We start from the raw sequence: 16,420 nt of genomic DNA on the forward strand, positions 1-16,420 counted from the left end.
GGGGTCGCGCAGCGACGTGGGGTAGGAACGAGACATGACGGACGCGGGGTGGCACGAGGACGTCCTCGGTCCGCCGTACGAGCGCCGCGAGCTGCCGCTCGGCGAGGACGCCGAAGGTCCGGTCGTCGCCACCCTGGTCCGCCGCCGACACTCGGTCGCCGACCACCTCCGTCCGCACCCCGGTCCGCTGCACGACGTCGACGTCCTGTACGTGCACGGGTGGTCCGACTACTTCTTCCAGACGGAACTGGCCGAGCAGGTCGAACGGCTCGGTGCACGCTTCCACGCCCTCGACCTGCGGAAGTACGGGCGGAGCCTGCGGCCGCACCAGACGCCGGGTCACGTGGCCGACCTGTCCACCTACGACGAGGACATCGCCGCCGCCCTCGACGCGATCCGTGCGGAGCACCCCGGGCAGCGGCGGCGGCTCGTACCGATGGGCCACTCCACGGGCGGGCTCACGCTGTCGCTCTGGGCCGCGCGCCACCCGGAGCTGGTCGACGGACTCGTCCTGAACAGCCCGTGGCTCGAGTTCCAGGCCGACGCGATCGGCCGGGCGGTCGTCGCACCGGTCATCAAGCTGGGCGCGAAGCGGAACCCCCTCGCCCCGATGCCGGCGGTCGACCCCGGCTTCTACACGCGGACGGTGTCGAGCTCGGCGGAGGGGTCGTGGACCTACGACCAGCGGTGGCGTCCCGAGCGGGGGTTCCCCCTGCACCCCGGCTGGCTCGCAGCGGTGTTCGCCGGGCAGGAGCGGGTGGCACGCGGGCTCGGGCTCGCGGTCCCGGTGCTCGTCATGCTCAGCGACAGGAGCATGCTGCAGCCGCGGTGGAACGAGGGCATGTCCCGCGCCGACGTGGCGCTCAACGTCGACGTGGTCGCACGGCGGGCGCTGTCCCTCGGCGACGAGGTGACCGTCCGGCGACTGCACGGCGCGCTGCACGACGTCGTGCTCTCCGCCGAGCCCGTGCGCGAGCGTGCGTACGACACCATCGGGCGGTGGGCGGCGGCGCTCCCCCGCTGAGCTGCAGACCGATCGACGTCGCGCTCGCCGCTGTGGCATCCTGCTGACGACGGGGGCGGCGTTCCCCGAGAGGGGAACCGCTGTGAGCAGCTTCGCTCTGTGTCGTGCTTCTGACTTCGCTTTGTGTCGGGTAGCCCGGTCGCTACGGCTGCATGAGCTCGCGCTCGATGCGTGCCGCGACGGCGTCGCGCATCGGTCGAACGTCGTCCGGTGACCACGAGGTGGGGTCGGGGAACGACCACTCGAGGACCATGCCGCGTGGTTGGGCGGGGAGCTCGAGGCCGGGCTTCATGAGGACGACGATGTCGGCTTCGTCGAGGAGTTCCGGTGTCACCGGCCGTGGCACACGGTCGGTGATGTCGAGGCCGAGCTCACCGATCGTTGCGGCGATTGACGGGTTCACCTTGTCGGCGGGGCTGATGCCGGCGGAGGAGGCGGTGTACCGGTCGGGTGCGACGAGTTCGAGGAGAGCTGCGCCGAGTTGTGATCGGCCGGCGTTGTGCTTGCAGATGAACAGCACGGTGGGTTTGGTTGTCAAGGGTCGAAGGTCCCGTCAGTTGGCGCAGCACGAGCCGCTATCAGCGGCCGGCGTCGGTTCCGGAGCCGCGCAGCAGGCGGTGTCTGCTGCGTTCGGCGTGGCGGCGGCGGCCGGCGTAGTGCAGCAGGAGGAGGAGCCGCCGATGTCGGTGGAGCAGACCCCGGTCTCGGGGAGGACGAGTTCGACCAGGCGCGCGGCGGCGTGGTCACCGGCGAGGTCCGCGGCGATAGAGCGGACCTGCTCGTACCCGGTGAGGAGCAGGAACGTGGGGGCGCGGCCGTAGGACTTCATCCCGGCGATGAAAAAGTTCGGCTCCGGGTGCGCGAGCTCTGCGACGCCGTGTGGTGGGACGGACCCGCAGGAGTGCAGGTTGGGGTCGATGAGCGGTGCGAGGGCTCGGGGTGCTTCGACGATGTCGTCGAGGCCGAGCCGGACCTCCCGGAGCATGTCGAGGCCGGGCCGGAACCCGGTCGCGTTGACGATCACGTCCACGGTCACCGCGAACGTCTCTCCAGCGCGGCGGCCGGTGACGGTGACCTGGTCGCCGTCGGGTCGGACGTCGTCGATTTCGTACGAGGCGATTTGCTGCACCTGACCGGACTCGACGAGCCCGTGGACGGTGGAGCCGAGCTGACCGCGGGCGGCGAGCCCGTCGGCTGCGTCGGTGCCGAGCCGGGCGGTGCCGGCGTTCCGGACAGCCCACAGCACGTCAGTACCCGGCGCGGTCTTCGCGAGGCTGGCGAGCTTGATGAGCGTGTTCGCCGCGGAGTGGCCGGCACCGACGACGAGGACCCGCTTCCCCGCGAACCGGGCACGGTCGGTACCGAGGACGTCGGGTAGCGCGTGGACGACGCGGTCGCCGAGGTCCGAGGCGGGTGCGAGCCCAGCGGCAGTGAGGGGGTTCGGGGACGTGTAGGTGCCGGAGGTGTCGACGACCGCACGCGCGGTGACGTCGTGCGTCCCATCGGCGGTGTGGAGACGGAGCAGGAACGGGGTGTCGGCGCGGCCCGTGGAGCGGGTGCGGTCCATGCCCTGCCGGGATACCGCCTCCACACGGGTGCCGTACTGGATCACCGGTGCGAGCTGCGGTGTCGCTGCGAGGGGCACCAGGTAGGTGTCGACGAGGTCGTGGCCGGTGGGCAGTGATGACGCACGGGGTGCTTCCCACCCGGTGGCTTCCAGGAGCCGCTGTGCGGCGGGGTCGATGACGTACTGCCACGGGGAGAACAGGCGGGTGTGCCCCCAGGCGCGGACGCTCGTCCCAACCGCCGGCCCCGCTTCGTAGACCACGACGGGGAGGCCGCGCTCGAGGAGGTGCGCGGCGGCGGCGAGCCCGACGGGGCCGGCGCCGATGACGGCGACGGGGAGTCCGGTGAGCCGGTCGCCGTTGGTGCGGGGTGGGACGGTGAGGGTGAGCGTCATGACGTGCTTCTTCCGGGTTGTTACGCGGTTGCTTCGGTGGGCAGCAGCTCGGCGAGGAGCGTCTGGACGCGGTGCTTGATGTCGTCCCGGATGGGGCGGACGTCCTCGATGCCGCGGCCGGCGGGGTCGGTGAGGTCCCAGTCCTCGTACCGCTTGCCGGGGAAGACCGGGCACGCGTCACCGCAGCCCATGGTGATGACGGCGTCGGAGTCGCGGACGGCGTCGGTGGTGAGGATCTTCGGCTGGTTACCGGCGATGTCGATGCCGTCCTCGGCCATCGCCTGGATCGCGACCGGGTTGATCTGGTCCTTCGGCTCACTGCCGGCGGAGAGGACCTCGACGCGGTCACCGCCGAGGGCCTGGGCGTAGCCGGCGGCCATCTGGGAGCGTCCGGCGTTGTGGACGCAGACGAACAGGATCGTGGGCTTGTCACTCATGGGTGTGTGTCTTTTCGGGTTCAGTGGATGAGGGTGAGCCAGCCGGCGAGGGCGGCGAGGGTGATGGCGAGGACGGGGATGGTGAGGACGATGCCGGTGCGGAAGTACTGCCCCCACCCGATGTGGATGCCCTTCTTCTCCAGCACGTGCAACCACAGCAGGGTCGCGAGGGAGCCGATGGGGGTGATCTTCGGGCCGAGGTCGGAGCCGATGACGTTGGCGTAGACCATCACCTCGTGCGTCAGCCCGGTCGCGCCGGCACCGCCGATGGCGAGGGCGGCAATGAGGACGGTGGGCATGTTGTTCATCAGGGACGCGAGGATCGCGATGGTGAACCCGACGCCGAGCGCGGTGACGAGGACCCCGTGGTCGCCGAACACGTCGAACAGTGTCGCGAGGTGGTCGGTGAGGCCCTGGTTTTGGAGGCCGTAGACGACGAGGTACATGCCGATGGAGAACAGCACGATCTGCCACGGCGCCTCCCGGATCGTCTTCCACACCGGAATCACCCGCCCCGACGGCGCCCCTGCTCCGCCACCGGCCGCACTGACGGTGGCAGTGCCGCCGGTCGTGACCAGGACCGGTGCGGCCTGGGCGCGGGCGAAGAGGAACGCGGGCTGCCGGGCGGCAACAAGCACGATCACGACCGCGCCCACGCCGGCGACGGCCGCGAGTGGGACGCCGAGTGGGTCGGCGGCGAAGTAGCCGACGAGCAGTAGCGCGAGGACGACCCAGCCGGCGCGGAACGTCGCCCGGTCCTTCACGGCGGCGGCGGGGCTGGTGAGGGCGAGGACGTCGTACCGCTTCGGGATGCTCTTGCCGAAGTAGGCCAGCAGCATGCCGAGGGAGGCGAGGACGGAGACGATGCCGACGGGGATCATGACGGCGGCGTACTCGGCGAAGCCGAGGTGGAAGTAGTCGGCGGAGACGATGTTGACCAGGTTCGACACCACCAGCGGCAGGCTGCCGGTGTCGGCGATGAACCCGGTGGCGAGGATGAACCCCAGCGCCGCCTTCTGCGGCATGTTCAGCGCCCGGAGCATCCCGACGACGATCGGGGTGAGGATCAGTGCCGCCCCGTCGTTGGCGAACACGGCGGCGATGACGGCGCCAAGGCCGACGATCAGGACGAACAGCAGGCGGCCATGGCCTCGTCCCCAGCGGGCGACGTGGAGGGCTGCCCACTCGAAGAACCCGGCCTCGTCGAGGATCAACGAGATCAGCACCACGGCGACGAACGTCAGCGTCGCGTTCCACACGATCCCGACGACGGTCGGGATGTCCCCGAGGCCGACGACGGTGGTGGCGAGGGCGATGACGGCGCCGATGAGCGCGGTGTAGCCGATCGGGAAGCCCTTGGGCTGCCAGATCACTACCACGAGCGTCGCGACGAAGATCGCCGCAGCGACCACAGCCATCACCATCAGGCGGTCACCGCAGCCCGGGTCGCTGCGGCGGCGGCGCGTTCCCAGCCCTGCGCGGCGACCTGGACGGCGTCCCACGGGGACCCGAGCGGCGGCGTGTAGGAGAGGTCGAGATCGATCACGTCGTCCACGGTGAATTCCGCGTGGAGGGCGGTGGCGAACGTGTCGATGCGTTTGCTGATCTCCGCCGTGCGCTGCCCGACGATCTGCGCACCGAGGAGCCGACCGGTGCTCTGGTCGCCGGTGACGCTGATCGTCAGCGGGACGGCGCCCGGGTAGTACCGCTTGTGGTCATCCGCCACCGTCACCCGCGTCAACGGGGACACGTCGAGCGGGCCGGTTTCGTGGTGTCGGAGGCCGGTGCGGGCGGCGACCAGGTCGAACACCTTCACCACCTGCGTGCCCACCGACCCGGCGAAGACCTTGCTGCCGCCGAGCATGTTCTCCCCGGCGACCCGGCCCTGCTTGTGCGCGGTCGTCCCGAGCGGCAACCACGTCGTGCCGAGGAGCCGATGGTGGGTGACGACGCAGTCGCCGGCCGCCCACACGTGCGGCACCCCGGTACGCATGGTCTCGTCGACGACAATCGCTCCGCCCTGCCCCAGACGCGCACCCGCGGCGACCGCGAGGTCCGTGACGGGATGGACCCCGACACAGACGACGACGAGCGCGAACGTGCCCTCGGCGTCACCGGATGCGGAGCTGGTGGCGACGCGCCACTGCCCGCCGCCGGCCGGGGTGATCCCGGTGACGGTGGAACCCGTCAAAACGGCCGCGCCGTGGCGGCGTACCTCGGCGGTGACGAGGGTTCCGAGTTCCGGGTCGAGGGTGGAGAGCACTTCCGGGCCGCGCTGGATCAGCGTCGTGTCGAACCCGCGCGCGACGAGGCCTTCGGTCATCTCCAGGCCGATGTAGCCGGCACCGACGACTGCGACCCGGCTCCCTGCCGGCAGCAGCTCGAGGGCGGCGACGACCTGCTCGGCGTCAGTCATGGAGTGCAGCAGGTGGATGCCCGGTTCCCCGAACGGGACCCCTGCCGGGCGGACCGGTTCAGCGCCGGTGCCGATCAGCAGCTCGTCGTAGGCGATCTCGTCGTCCCCGGCGGGGCCGGTGACGGTGAGGCGGCGGCGGTCGACGTCGACGGCCGAGGCCCACGTCGAAGAACGCACGGTCATGCCAGCGGCCTCGAGGTCGCCGCGGGTGCGGTGCGCGAGGGACGCTTCCGTGGCGACGTCGCCCGACACCCAATACGGGATACCGCAGATGGAAAAGTTCGGGAACTCGTCCGCGAGGACCACCGTCACATCGGTGGTCGGGTCCAGTTCACGGGCGCGGAGCGCCGCGGCAATGCCGGCGTCGCTGCCACCGACGGCGAGAAGATGAGTCATCAGGCTGGTCCTTCACGGATCGAGCGGGAGCCGAAACCGGCAGGTACATCGAAGCACGTCCATATCGACGAACGCAAATATAGACGCCCGTCGAAGTCCGTGGGAGGATGAGCCCATGACGATCGAGCTGCTTCCCATCCAGGACGTCACCGCGTGCTGCTCGCCAGTCACCACCGAGGCCATGGACCAGGCATCCGCCGAGGTCCTCGCGAAGTCGCTCAAAGCGATCGCCGACCCGGCCCGGCTCCGGCTGATCTCGATGGTCGCTGCGCACGACGGTGCCGAGGCCTGCGTCTGCGACCTGCAGGAACCGCTCGGCCTGTCGCAGCCGACCGTGTCGCACCACTTGAAGGTCCTCGTCGACGCCGGGATCCTGCACCGCGAAAAGCGCGGCACCTGGGCGTACTTCTCGCTCGTCCCCGGCGCCCTCGACACCCTCGCCGGCCTCATCACCGCACCGACAAAGTAGGCGCCGGGCGAGCCAGCGGCGATTACTTGGCGCGGAGGATCCCGAGGAACTCGTCGGCCCACTCGAGGTTCCGAACGAGCTTGGCTCGACGTTCTTCGGTGTCAGCGACGTACGCGTCGATCTCGGCTTGCAGTCGGTCACGTTCGGCGCCATCCACACCCTCGAGGCGGTCGATGATGCCGAGGAGCTCAGCCATCTGCTCGAGGGAGTAGCCGAGCGGCTTCATGCGACGGATGACGAGGAGCCGTTGCAGGTCGTCCTGCGTGTAGAGCCGGAAGCCGCCCTCAGTGCGGCCGGTGGGGTGGAGCAGCCCGACATCGTCGTAGTGACGGACGGTGCGGGTGGACAGGCCGGTGCGGTCGGCGAGCTCGCCGATGTGCATCGTCGTGTCCGTGGTCTGTTCGCTCATGTCTCCACCTGGGTCGTGCTCGATGCTACCGAGCACCGCGGTGCACTCAGTGCGCGCGAAGACCGTCGAGGAATTCGTCGACCATCTCCAGCTGCTCATCGAGGTGTTCGCGCCGTGTCTCAGCGTCACGGATGAACGCTGCGACCCGGGACCGCACAGCGGTGACGTCCATCTCCGGGTTCGCCTCATCGAGGACCCGGACCGCGTCGACGAGGATCGCTGCCTCGTTCAACGAGAACCCCAGCGGCTTCATCCGCCGCACCATCAGCAGGCGCTCCACGTCTGCTTCCGAGTACAGCCGGAACCCGCCGTCGCTGCGCCCGGAAGGGTGCAGCACGCCGGCAGCGTCATAGTCCCGGATCGTCTTCTGCGACAGCCCGGTCCGCTCAGCGACTTCACCGATGTGGATCAGGTAGCGGCCATCGGTCTGCATCGGCTGCTCACTCACTTGCGCACCAACCCTTCCGTTGCGTTAGAGTCGAGCGTACCAACTCTCCCGCTGCGGAAGAGTTGAGTTCAGTGCCCTTCCAGCATTCCGGCACGACTGCGCGACGACGCGCCCCACGACATTCCCCTGCGGGCGTCGAGCGTCCGCACCCCCCATCGAAGGAGAACCGTGACGACCGTCACGCCCGCACCGGCTCCGGTGCACACCAGTCCCACCGTCCTGTCCGCGCTGAAGAGCCCGCGGATCCTGACCCGCGAAGTCCTCGCCGGCCTCGTCGTCGCCCTCGCGCTCATCCCCGAAGCGATCTCGTTCTCGATCATCGCCGGCGTGGATCCCCGCGTCGGACTGTTCTCGGCGTTCGTGATGGCCGTCGTCATCTCGATCGTCGGCGGACGTGCCGCGATGATCTCCGGTGCGACCGGCGCCATCGCCCTCGTCGTCGCCCCGGTGATGAAGGAGCACGGTCTCGACTACCTCATCGCCACCGTCCTGCTCGGCGGGGTCTTCCAGCTCATCCTCGGCGGGCTGGGAGCGGCGAAGCTGATGCGCTTCGTCCCGCGGTCGGTGATGGTCGGGTTCGTCAACGCGCTCGCGATTCTGATCTTCACCGCACAGCTGCCGAACATCATCGGCGTTGACTGGCTCGTCTGGCCGATCACGATCGTCGGCATCGCGATCATCGCCCTCCTGCCCCGGCTCACCAAGGCGATTCCCGCACCGCTGGTCGCGATCGTCGTCCTGACGCTCGTCACCGTGTTCGCGTCGATCGCCGTCCCCACCGTCGGCGACGAGGGCAAGCTCCCCGACAGCCTCCCGACGCTCTTCATCCCGAACGTCCCACTGAACCTCGAGACGCTGACGATCATCGCCCCCTACGCCCTCGCCATGGCCCTCGTCGGGCTGCTGGAGTCGCTGATGACGGCAAAGCTCGTCGACGAGGTCACCGACACCAGCTCCCGGAAGACCCGCGAAGCCTTTGGGCAGGGCATCGCCAACATCTGCTCCGGGTTCATGGGCGGCATGGGCGGCTGCGCGATGATCGGCCAGACGATGATCAACGTCAAGGCCTCGGGTGCGCGGACCCGAATCTCGACGTTCCTGTCCGGCGTCTTCCTGCTGATCCTCGTCGTCGGGCTCGGCGACATTGTCGCGATCATCCCGATGGCCGCCCTCGTCGCCGTCATGGTGATGGTCTCCGTCGGCACCTTCGACTGGCACAGCATCAAGCCCTCCACCCTCAAGCGGATGCCCGTCGGCGAAACCGTCGTCATGGTCCTCACCGTCGTCATCGTCGTCGCCACAGACAACCTCGCCATCGGCGTGATCATCGGTGTCATCGCCGCGATGGTCGTCTTTGCCCGCCGCGTCTCGCACTTCACCTCCGTCACCCGCAGCATCGAGACCACCGGAACCGGGGAGCAGCACGCGCTCTACACCGTCGAGGGCGAGCTGTTCTTCGCCTCCAGCAACGACCTCACCACCCAGTTCGACTACGTCGACGACCCGGAGCTGATCGTCATCGACATGACCAAGTCACACGTGTGGGACGCCTCCACCGTCGCCGCGCTCGACGCCATCGAGACGAAATACCACGCACACGGCAAGCGAGTCGACATCCAGGGCCTCAACGACGCCAGCCAGGCCTTCCACGGCCGCCTCGCCGGAAACCTCGGCGCAGGCCACTGACCTCCTGACCTCCGCCCGGCCCACCGCGGGCACCGAGTGAACGGGCGGAGCAACGGGCTGGCGTTGCCCCTTTCCGCTGGCCCGCGGCGGGTGCCGTCAGTCGTCCTGACGACACCCGCACCTCGACCGTCATCGGAGGATCATGACCGGCAAGCCGACCATCTATGACGTCGCCGCAGCAGCACACGTGCCCCACCAGACCGTGTCACGCGTGCTGAACGGGTCCGAGCGGGTGCGCCCAACCACACGGAACCAGGTCGAGGCGGCAATTCGCGCGTTGCAGTACCAACGCGACGATCACGCTGCTGCACTTGGTCGACGTCGCCGCATCACCGCGGGCTCGACAGCCAGCGCTGACGTCGAGACGTCCGAGTAGCCCCATTTCGGTGCTTGCTCGATGTCCGCAAGCTGTGCCAGAATCGCCCTGCGTTCATAGTGCGCGCAACCAACCGGCCCTCGGGTCGGTTTTTTGTGCCCAGATGTCCCGCCGTGTTCCGCGCGGCAGGGACACGCCACCCGAGCGGGTTCCACTCGCGCCCTCCTTGTGAGCAGCTTCGCTTTGTGTCGTCGTTCTTGCTGCGCTCTCTGACTTTCAGTCTCAATGGTGTCCGTGGACGACGGCGTGGCCGAGACCGCGGCTGATCATCCACCGGTTGACGGGGGTGGTGACGATGAACGCGACGACGAGCGAGAAAGCCAGCGATCCCCAGAACAGCCAGTCGTTCAGCTGGGCGTCCATGGCGCCGGGGACCGCGACGATGACGGTGTTGTCGATGATCTCCATCACTGCGATCGAGACGGTGTCCGCGGCGAGGGCGACCTTGAACGCGGCCGAGAAGTTCAGCCCGGAACGGATAACACCGCGCATGGTGAGGGCGTAGCCGAAGATGAACGCCAGCACGATCGACAGGATGATCGTGCCCGTGTTGTGGAGGCCGGTGGCGGTGCCGATGACCATGCCGAGGACTTCACCGATGGCGCAGCCGGTGAGGCAGTGCAGCGTCGCTTGCGCAGCCATTGACCACGTCGTCGCCCCGTGGCCGTTGCCGCCGTGCTCGGTCATGGTGTGGTGTTCGTGGGCGTCCATGTGACTCCTCAGATCTTCGTCCGCGTCTCGGCCCGATACCCCCAGGGGGTACCGTAGCCCTGTAACGCCGAATGCTGCGGGATGTTCCCAGACCCACCCCGCGCGACTCGGGGGGCGGTTGTACTCTCAGGGCCGCTCCTGCACCATGGAAGCCGCACCACGCCCCTGACTAGTACGGGACCGCATGCTCACCACCGCTTCGACGCCGCGTCGTCGCCTGCTCCTGCAGGCCACGGCGGTACTGGCGTTGCTGCTACTGGTCGGGATCACGGTCCTGATGCACAGCATGCTCGGCCACGCATCAAGCCACGACCACGCGATGACCGCGCCGGTCACCGCTGCGGCTGAGCAGCACCACGGGGCCGCCAGTGACGCAGAACACGCGGTAGCACCGGCAGGCCCGATGATGACGGTGCTCAGCGATGCCGGCTGCGACGGTGGTCTGTGCGCGCTGATGTGCTCCCTGATGGGGATGGCGTGCGCGTTGACGATCGCCCTGTTCGCGTGGGTGCTGCTGCGGGCTCGGTCGGGCGGGATTCTCTACGTCCTCGCCCGGCTGCTTGCCTTGGCTGATCCCGTCGCTCGACGCGTCGCCGTGCCGAGACCGCCGTCGCTATCCGCGTTGCAGATCATCCGTATCTGATTCATACCCGCGGGGGCATCCCCACCGGGGGTCCTCCTGCATGCCCGGAGACCAGGGCGGGCGTGATGCCTGCCCGGCACCACTGACGCATTCACGGGAACGGATCAATGCACACCACCACCACGGGCGCCCTCGCGGCCGCCGCCGCCCTCACGGTTGGCCTCACCCTTGCCGGCTGCTCCACGAGCAACACCGGCAGCTCCACCGACAGCACGTCAGCCTCGTCGTCGGCGGCGTCGAAGCACAACGACCAGGACGTCTCGTTCACGCAGGAGATGCGTGCTCACCACCAGCAGGCGATCGAGATGAGCGACATGCTCCTCGACAAGGGCTCCGACGTCGATCCCGACGTGGCCACCCTCGCCAAGCAGATCAAGGCCGAGCAGGTGCCGGAGATCAAGACGATGACCGGCTGGCTGAAGGCCTGGGGCGAGCCCACGGAGATGTCGAGCATGGCCGGGATGGATCACTCCTCCATGTCCGGCGGGATGATGTCCGACTCCGACATGGACGCGCTCGAGCAGGCGTCCGCGGCGGACGCCGGGAAGCTCTACCTCGAGCAGATGGTCGAGCACCACACCAGCGCCGTTGACATGGTCAAGACCGAAATCGACAAGGGCAAGAGCACCGACGCGATCGCGATGGCGAAGTCGATCGTGTCGAGCCAGACCGAGCAGATCACCCAGATGAAGGACATGCTCGCTTCCATGTGACCCCGGCGTGGGTCGCGGCGGGCTCCCCCCTTCCTGCCGCGGCCCACGACCGGTTCCCCCTCTTTCCCGGTTCGAGTTCCGCTCGACGTCCCATCGCCTGGCTCACTACGAACGCCGGACGCACTCTCTGACCACCCCGGGCACGATGGCCGACACCCCGTTCAGTCCCCATCTGGCGACTGGCGAACCAGAAAAAGGCACCACCAACGGAAAGGAACCGATCATGAGCACCACCACGGACATGCTCCGCACCTACCCGAAGGACCTCGGCGGCATCGATCAGGCAGCCCTCACCGCCTGCATCGACGCGTGTTTCGAATGCGCCCAAACCTGCACTGCCTGCGCCGACGCGTGCCTGTCGGAAGACATGGTCGCGGACCTCACCAAGTGCATCCGCACCAACCTCGACTGCGCCGACGTCTGCGCCACCACCGGCAACGTCCTCTCCCGCCACACCGGCTACGACGCCAACCTCACCCGCGCAGTCCTCGAAGCCTGCCGCGCAGCATGCAAGACCTGCGGCGACGAATGCACCCAGCACGCCGACATGCACGAGCACTGCAAGACCTGCGCCGACGCATGCCGCCGCTGCGAAGAGGCATGTGACGCCCTCCTCGCGACGCTCTAGCCCTGGAGCGGGATCGAGGGTGTTCCTGCTCCTCGATCCCGCCCCAACTTCCACTTGCGGAATGTCCGTCCCTGATGTCAGAATCGTCCTGCGTTCATAGTGCGCGCCCACAACCGGCCTTCGGGCCGGTTTTTTTGTGCCCAGATGTCATGCAGCGTCCTCGCGCACGTCTGGCGCCTTTCAGTGCAACCGGCGGTTCCGGTTCACGCCCTCCTCGCGGAGGCCCCAGTCCTCGGACGTGCACGGTGCACGACCCCGAGAGTCAGCCGGTCGGCTGACAGATCGAACGGTGGAGGTTCCATGCTCCAGCTGTCGATTGAGATCCCTGCCCCCGCTGCCTACGCGGTCGGCTTCGCTCTCGCGGTGCTCTTCATCGCGATCGCGATCCGCCACGCCTGGCCGGTTCTGAGCGACAAGGCTTCCCGCCGGATCGCTCGGGTGCAGCGGGCGAAGGCTCTTCGCAAGAAGTAGCCGGACTCAAAAAACTCGCCCCCTCCATCGGTAGGGAGAGCTCTGTCTTCATGTCGTATCAAAAACCTCCGATTCCGCTACAACGGATCGAGGTCGCCGTGTGGCAGCCGTGACAGCGGCGTGTCTTGTAGCGAAACTCAGTCCCGGAATCTATGCCCCGCTACTACCTCTGCTGGTCGAGTTTCGCTACGTTCTCCTCATGGGTCACCTCCTCGGGTACGCGCGCGTGTCCACCACCGACCAGGACGCGTCGCTGCAAATCGACGCGCTCAACGCTGCCGGCTGTTATCGCGTGTTCGTCGAGACCATGTCCGGGTCGCTTCAACATCGGCCCGAGCTCGACAAGCTCCTCGACCAGCTCCGCCCTGGAGACACCCTCGTCGTCTGGCGGCTCGACCGGCTCGGTCGATCCATCCGGCACCTCATCGACCAGCTGCACGCTCTCGCCGAGCGCGGGATCGGGTTCCGGTCGCTGCAGGAGACCATCGACACCACCTCGCCCGGCGGCCGGCTCGTGTTCCACGTCTTCGCCGCGCTGGCGGAGTTCGAACGGGACCTCATCAAGGAACGCACCAACGCCGGCCTTGCCGCCGCCCGAGCGCGCGGCCGGACCGGAGGCCGACCGTCCCGCCTCTCGGCGGACCAGGTGCGCACCGCACGCCGGCTCTACGAGCAGCAGGACATGACCGTCGCGCAGATCGGCGACGTCCTCGGCGTCAGCCGTACCACCATCTACCGGGCCATCGCCCGCCACGCTGAACCGGTCGCTGCCAGGCGGCCGAAGCCCTCACCGACGATGTAGCCAGTCATGGACGCGAGCGAGCGGTGGCGGATCCTTCGACTGCACGTCGACGACGCCATCCCGCTCGCCGCCCTCGCCCGCAGTACGGGTATCACTGAACGCACCCTGCAACGCTGGCTCGCCCGCTACCGGACCGGCGGGTACGCCGCCCTGGCTGACGGCACCCGGACCGATCACGGCGTCCGACGGACGACACCGGAGCTCGTCCGCCTGGTCGAAGGGCTTGCACTCACCAGGCCACGACCGTCGATCGCCACTATTCACCGTCAGGTCAGCGTCCACTGCGCTGAACGGGGACTGCCGGCGCCGTCGTACTCCATCGTGCGGTCGATCGTGAGCGCGCTCGACCCCGGGATGGTGACGCTCGCGCTCGAGGGGCCAGCGTCGTACCGGGACAAGCACGAGCTGCTGCTCCGACGTCGCGCCGACCGCCCTAACGCGATCTGGCAGGCGGACCACACGATGCTCGACCTGCTCATAGTCGGCCCAGACGGCAAGCCTGCACGGCCATGGTTGACGGTGGTCCTCGACGATTACTCCCGGGCGGTGTGCGGGTACATGGTGTTCCTCGGCGCCCCGTCAGCGGCAAACACTGCGCTCGCGCTGCGGCAAGCGATCTGGCACAAGCCTGAGCCGGACTGGCCTGTCTGCGGGATCCCGGACGTGCTCTACACGGACCACGGCTCCGACTTCACCAGCCACCGCCTCGGCAACACCGCCGCCGTGCTGCACCTCCGGATCATCCACTCCCAGGTCGCCCGCCCACAGGGACGAGGGAAGATCGAGCGGTTCTTCGGCACGATCAACACCGAGCTGCTTCCAACGCTCCCCGGCCACCTCACACCCGGAACCGCAGCACCGGCACCTAGCCTCGATCTCGCCGGCATCGACAGCGCCATCAACAACTTCATCCGCCACTACAACGCTCGAACCCACCGCGAGCTCCGGACGACTCCACTGCAAGCGTGGATCGCAGACGGATGGCTGCCACGACTCCCTGATTCCCTCGAACAGCTCGACGGATTCCTGCTCACCGTCCCAGCCACGCGGGTCGTGCAGCGCGACGGCATCCACTTCGAGGGCCTCCGCTACACCGCGGCCACCCTCGCGCCGTTCGTCGGCAGCACCGTCAGCGTCCGGTACGACCCCCGCGATGTCACTGAGATCCGCGTCTTCCACCGCGATGCGTTCCTCTGCACAGCCATCAGCACCGAGCACCAGACCGAAACCATCAGCCTCAAGCAGATCCAAGCCGCCCGAATCGCACAACGCAGAGCCCTGCGCGGGCAGATCCGCGAACGCATCGCGATCGCCAGCCCCACACCCGACGACACCACCCCACCAGCCGCCGAGACGGATCAGCCGCGACTGAAGACCTACGAGGAGGACCGGTCATGACGAGCCAGTTCATCATCACGAGGGAACACCGCCGGTTCGCGGAGTTCGCTGACGCCGTCCGGAAGCAGAACACCATCGGCGTCTGTTTCGGCCCTGCCGGCGTCGGCAAGACCCTCTCAGCCCGCCGCTACGCGCACTGGGACAGCATCGGCCCGTTCATCGCCAGATGGGCGGCACGCAGTGAAGACGACACCAAGATCTACGCCGCCGCCCACCGCGCCCGGACTGTCTTCTACACGCCCGAAGTCTCCGCCACAATGCGGGCCCTGCAGGACGACCTCCGGCACGACATGCTCCGCACCGAACGCTGCATCGAGGAACACCTCCTCCTCCACGGCCGCCACTTCGATCACGCACACGGCCCCAACCCGTCCCTGCTCGAGCTGATCATCATCGACGAGTCCGAACGCCTCACCGGGAACGCCATCGAGTGGCTCCGCGACCAGTACGACCGAACCGGCGTCGCGATGATCCTCATCGGCATGCCCGGCATCGAGAAGCAGTTCACCCACTACCCCCAGCTCTACAGCCGACTCGGGTTCGCCCACCAGTACCGTCCGCTCGGCCACGACGAGCTGCTGTTCGTCCTCGAACGCCAATGGCGGAAGCTCGGCAAGACGCTCGACCCCGACGACTTCACCGACGCGCAAGCCATCGCCGCCGTCGAGCGCATCACCCGCGGCAACTTCCGGCTCCTCGAACGCCTGCTCCCACAGATCCAACGCGTCCTGAAGATCAACGAGCTCGACGTCATCACCAACGACGTCGTCGAAGCCGCCCGCAGCACCCTCGTCATCGGCACCACCTGACCCGACACCGATCGCAGCGAAAACGACGACACAGACCGAGGCTGCTCACAGAACCGCCGTTGCAGCACCGCGCCACCCGCAGCCACCGACCGACGGTCGTGACGGTGGCGGTCGTCATCTGGTGGGTCGTCGTCGCTCTCCGCCTCGTCCTCAGCGTCCCCCGCATCGTCGCGGCACTCAGCGCCAGCACCGGCACCGTCGTCGCCGCGTCTGTGGCCCTCGTCCTCGTGCTCGGGTGGTCGGCCCTGCTCGTCCGGCTCGCGTCACGGATGGCCCGCGGGTCCGGCAACGCGCGACTCTGGCTCGCGGTCGTCGCCGGGCTGACCACGTGCAGCTCCTCCGTCCAGGTCGTCACCGGCGCTCCGCTCTGGGCTCTCACCGAACCGGCAGCGCTCGTCGCCGCGACGGTCCTGAGCTACCTCCCTGGTGCCGGCGTGTTCTTCCCGAGGGCCGAGCACCGCCCGCGTCCTGGCGGAACGAGGACGGTCGGCTGGGACCCGGCGACGGGCGACCGCATCGTCGAGGCCCTGCCCGGGAGGACCGGCGAGGGTGATCCCTCGCCATGACGCGACCCGGCCGGTCGACCGTGGCTCTCGATGGTGACACGGCCGCCCCGTCGGTCGG

At 68.4% G+C, this 16,420-nt stretch carries 20 protein-coding genes; 12 read left to right on the forward strand and 8 right to left on the reverse strand.

What is annotated here, in order from left to right; all coding sequences use genetic code 11:
* Positions 1-34 precede the first annotated feature (34 nt).
* The gene (locus DEJ18_RS11625; protein WP_111211157.1) at positions 35-1,024 is read left to right on the forward strand and encodes an alpha/beta hydrolase; all 990 of its coding nucleotides are present in this window, start codon (positions 35-37) and stop codon (positions 1,022-1,024) included.
* A 142-nt stretch (positions 1,025-1,166) separates the two neighbouring features.
* On the opposite strand, the gene DEJ18_RS11630 is transcribed toward DEJ18_RS11625, so the two are convergent.
* Genes DEJ18_RS11630 through DEJ18_RS11650 form a run of 5 tightly spaced genes read right to left on the reverse strand, consistent with a single transcriptional unit; the run spans position 1,167 to position 6,233 of the window.
* On the reverse strand, positions 1,167-1,562 hold the full coding sequence (locus DEJ18_RS11630; RefSeq protein WP_111211158.1) for an arsenate-mycothiol transferase ArsC: 396 nt from the start codon (positions 1,560-1,562) through the stop codon (positions 1,167-1,169).
* Positions 1,563-1,577: 15 nt separating this feature from the next.
* Positions 1,578-2,984 (reverse strand): FAD-dependent oxidoreductase, encoded by a 1,407-nt coding sequence (locus DEJ18_RS11635; RefSeq protein WP_111211159.1) that lies wholly within the window; start codon positions 2,982-2,984, stop codon positions 1,578-1,580.
* 20 nt (positions 2,985-3,004) lie between these two features.
* Positions 3,005-3,421, reverse strand: coding sequence for an arsenate reductase ArsC (locus DEJ18_RS11640; protein WP_111211160.1), 417 nt, complete (start codon positions 3,419-3,421; stop codon positions 3,005-3,007).
* Between the two features lie 20 nt (positions 3,422-3,441).
* On the reverse strand, positions 3,442-4,839 hold the full coding sequence (locus DEJ18_RS11645) for an arsenic transporter (protein WP_111211213.1): 1,398 nt from the start codon (positions 4,837-4,839) through the stop codon (positions 3,442-3,444).
* A 5-nt stretch (positions 4,840-4,844) separates the two neighbouring features.
* Positions 4,845-6,233 carry an FAD-dependent oxidoreductase gene (locus tag DEJ18_RS11650; protein WP_111211161.1) on the reverse strand — a complete coding sequence of 463 codons (1,389 nt, stop codon included), beginning with the start codon at positions 6,231-6,233 and terminating at the stop codon, positions 4,845-4,847.
* A gap of 115 nt (positions 6,234-6,348) precedes the next feature.
* On the opposite strand from DEJ18_RS11650, the gene DEJ18_RS11655 reads away from it, so the two are divergent.
* The gene (locus DEJ18_RS11655; RefSeq protein ID WP_111211162.1) at positions 6,349-6,702 is read left to right on the forward strand and encodes an ArsR/SmtB family transcription factor; all 354 of its coding nucleotides are present in this window, start codon (positions 6,349-6,351) and stop codon (positions 6,700-6,702) included.
* Between the two features lie 22 nt (positions 6,703-6,724).
* Here the strand turns inward: DEJ18_RS11655 and DEJ18_RS11660 are convergent, their stop codons facing one another.
* On the reverse strand, positions 6,725-7,111 hold the full coding sequence (locus DEJ18_RS11660; RefSeq protein ID WP_111211163.1) for a MerR family transcriptional regulator: 387 nt from the start codon (positions 7,109-7,111) through the stop codon (positions 6,725-6,727).
* A 46-nt stretch (positions 7,112-7,157) separates the two neighbouring features.
* The gene (locus DEJ18_RS11665) at positions 7,158-7,559 is read right to left on the reverse strand and encodes a helix-turn-helix domain-containing protein (protein ID WP_349775049.1); all 402 of its coding nucleotides are present in this window, start codon (positions 7,557-7,559) and stop codon (positions 7,158-7,160) included.
* A 168-nt stretch (positions 7,560-7,727) separates the two neighbouring features.
* On the opposite strand from DEJ18_RS11665, the gene DEJ18_RS11670 reads away from it, so the two are divergent.
* Positions 7,728-9,245, forward strand: a complete 1,518-nt coding sequence (locus DEJ18_RS11670) for a SulP family inorganic anion transporter (protein ID WP_111211164.1) — start codon at positions 7,728-7,730, stop codon at positions 9,243-9,245.
* Positions 9,246-9,387: 142 nt separating this feature from the next.
* Entirely contained in the window at positions 9,388-9,621 is a 234-nt protein-coding gene (locus DEJ18_RS11675) for a LacI family DNA-binding transcriptional regulator (protein ID WP_111211165.1), read from the forward strand.
* Between the two features lie 222 nt (positions 9,622-9,843).
* Here DEJ18_RS11675 and DEJ18_RS11680 read toward each other — a convergent pair whose 3' ends face one another.
* Complete coding sequence (locus DEJ18_RS11680) at positions 9,844-10,332, reverse strand: DUF4396 domain-containing protein (protein ID WP_111211166.1); 489 nt, start codon at positions 10,330-10,332, stop codon at positions 9,844-9,846.
* A 184-nt stretch (positions 10,333-10,516) separates the two neighbouring features.
* Here DEJ18_RS11680 and DEJ18_RS11685 point away from each other — a divergent pair, with 184 nt between their 5' ends.
* From DEJ18_RS11685 to DEJ18_RS11720, 8 genes are all read left to right on the forward strand, one after another.
* Positions 10,517-10,975: a hypothetical protein gene (locus tag DEJ18_RS11685; protein ID WP_111211167.1), complete on the forward strand. Its 459-nt coding sequence runs from the start codon at positions 10,517-10,519 to the stop codon at positions 10,973-10,975.
* 107 nt (positions 10,976-11,082) lie between these two features.
* Positions 11,083-11,688, forward strand: coding sequence for a DUF305 domain-containing protein (locus DEJ18_RS11690; RefSeq protein WP_111211168.1), 606 nt, complete (start codon positions 11,083-11,085; stop codon positions 11,686-11,688).
* Positions 11,689-11,911: 223 nt separating this feature from the next.
* Positions 11,912-12,316: a four-helix bundle copper-binding protein gene (locus DEJ18_RS11695; RefSeq protein WP_111211169.1), complete on the forward strand. Its 405-nt coding sequence runs from the start codon at positions 11,912-11,914 to the stop codon at positions 12,314-12,316.
* Between the two features lie 300 nt (positions 12,317-12,616).
* Positions 12,617-12,787: a hypothetical protein gene (locus tag DEJ18_RS11700; protein WP_181434250.1), complete on the forward strand. Its 171-nt coding sequence runs from the start codon at positions 12,617-12,619 to the stop codon at positions 12,785-12,787.
* 199 nt (positions 12,788-12,986) lie between these two features.
* On the forward strand, positions 12,987-13,589 hold the full coding sequence (locus tag DEJ18_RS11705) for a recombinase family protein (protein ID WP_111211170.1): 603 nt from the start codon (positions 12,987-12,989) through the stop codon (positions 13,587-13,589).
* A 6-nt stretch (positions 13,590-13,595) separates the two neighbouring features.
* On the forward strand, positions 13,596-14,987 hold the full coding sequence (locus DEJ18_RS11710; protein WP_111211171.1) for a TnsB C-terminal domain-containing protein: 1,392 nt from the start codon (positions 13,596-13,598) through the stop codon (positions 14,985-14,987).
* Positions 14,984-15,796 carry an AAA family ATPase gene (locus tag DEJ18_RS11715; RefSeq protein WP_111211172.1) on the forward strand — a complete coding sequence of 271 codons (813 nt, stop codon included), beginning with the start codon at positions 14,984-14,986 and terminating at the stop codon, positions 15,794-15,796. Before DEJ18_RS11710 ends, DEJ18_RS11715 begins: the two co-directional genes overlap by 4 nt.
* Positions 15,797-15,900: 104 nt before the next feature.
* Positions 15,901-16,362 carry a hypothetical protein gene (locus DEJ18_RS11720; RefSeq protein ID WP_146241610.1) on the forward strand — a complete coding sequence of 154 codons (462 nt, stop codon included), beginning with the start codon at positions 15,901-15,903 and terminating at the stop codon, positions 16,360-16,362.
* Positions 16,363-16,420 lie beyond the last annotated feature (58 nt).

Origin of the sequence: Curtobacterium sp. MCSS17_015 (genome assembly GCF_003234265.2) — a bacterium.
Classification (GTDB): Bacteria; Actinomycetota; Actinomycetes; order Actinomycetales; family Microbacteriaceae; genus Curtobacterium.

Coding starts and splice junctions, on each gene's coding strand:
- DEJ18_RS11655 (WP_111211162.1), top strand. CDS start 6,349: ATGACGATCGAGCTGCTTCCCATCCAGGACGTCACCGCGTGCTGCTCG.
- DEJ18_RS11625 (WP_111211157.1), top strand. CDS start 35: ATGACGGACGCGGGGTGGCACGAGGACGTCCTCGGTCCGCCGTACGAG.
- DEJ18_RS11715 (WP_111211172.1), top strand. CDS start 14,984: ATGACGAGCCAGTTCATCATCACGAGGGAACACCGCCGGTTCGCGGAG.
- DEJ18_RS11685 (WP_111211167.1), top strand. CDS start 10,517: ATGCTCACCACCGCTTCGACGCCGCGTCGTCGCCTGCTCCTGCAGGCC.
- DEJ18_RS11640 (WP_111211160.1), bottom strand. CDS start 3,421: ATGAGTGACAAGCCCACGATCCTGTTCGTCTGCGTCCACAACGCCGGA.
- DEJ18_RS11660 (WP_111211163.1), bottom strand. CDS start 7,111: ATGAGCGAACAGACCACGGACACGACGATGCACATCGGCGAGCTCGCC.
- DEJ18_RS11690 (WP_111211168.1), top strand. CDS start 11,083: ATGCACACCACCACCACGGGCGCCCTCGCGGCCGCCGCCGCCCTCACG.
- DEJ18_RS11680 (WP_111211166.1), bottom strand. CDS start 10,332: ATGGACGCCCACGAACACCACACCATGACCGAGCACGGCGGCAACGGC.
- DEJ18_RS11700 (WP_181434250.1), top strand. CDS start 12,617: ATGCTCCAGCTGTCGATTGAGATCCCTGCCCCCGCTGCCTACGCGGTC.
- DEJ18_RS11675 (WP_111211165.1), top strand. CDS start 9,388: ATGACCGGCAAGCCGACCATCTATGACGTCGCCGCAGCAGCACACGTG.
- DEJ18_RS11705 (WP_111211170.1), top strand. CDS start 12,987: ATGGGTCACCTCCTCGGGTACGCGCGCGTGTCCACCACCGACCAGGAC.
- DEJ18_RS11635 (WP_111211159.1), bottom strand. CDS start 2,984: ATGACGCTCACCCTCACCGTCCCACCCCGCACCAACGGCGACCGGCTC.
- DEJ18_RS11650 (WP_111211161.1), bottom strand. CDS start 6,233: ATGACTCATCTTCTCGCCGTCGGTGGCAGCGACGCCGGCATTGCCGCG.
- DEJ18_RS11645 (WP_111211213.1), bottom strand. CDS start 4,839: ATGGCTGTGGTCGCTGCGGCGATCTTCGTCGCGACGCTCGTGGTAGTG.
- DEJ18_RS11710 (WP_111211171.1), top strand. CDS start 13,596: ATGGACGCGAGCGAGCGGTGGCGGATCCTTCGACTGCACGTCGACGAC.
- DEJ18_RS11695 (WP_111211169.1), top strand. CDS start 11,912: ATGAGCACCACCACGGACATGCTCCGCACCTACCCGAAGGACCTCGGC.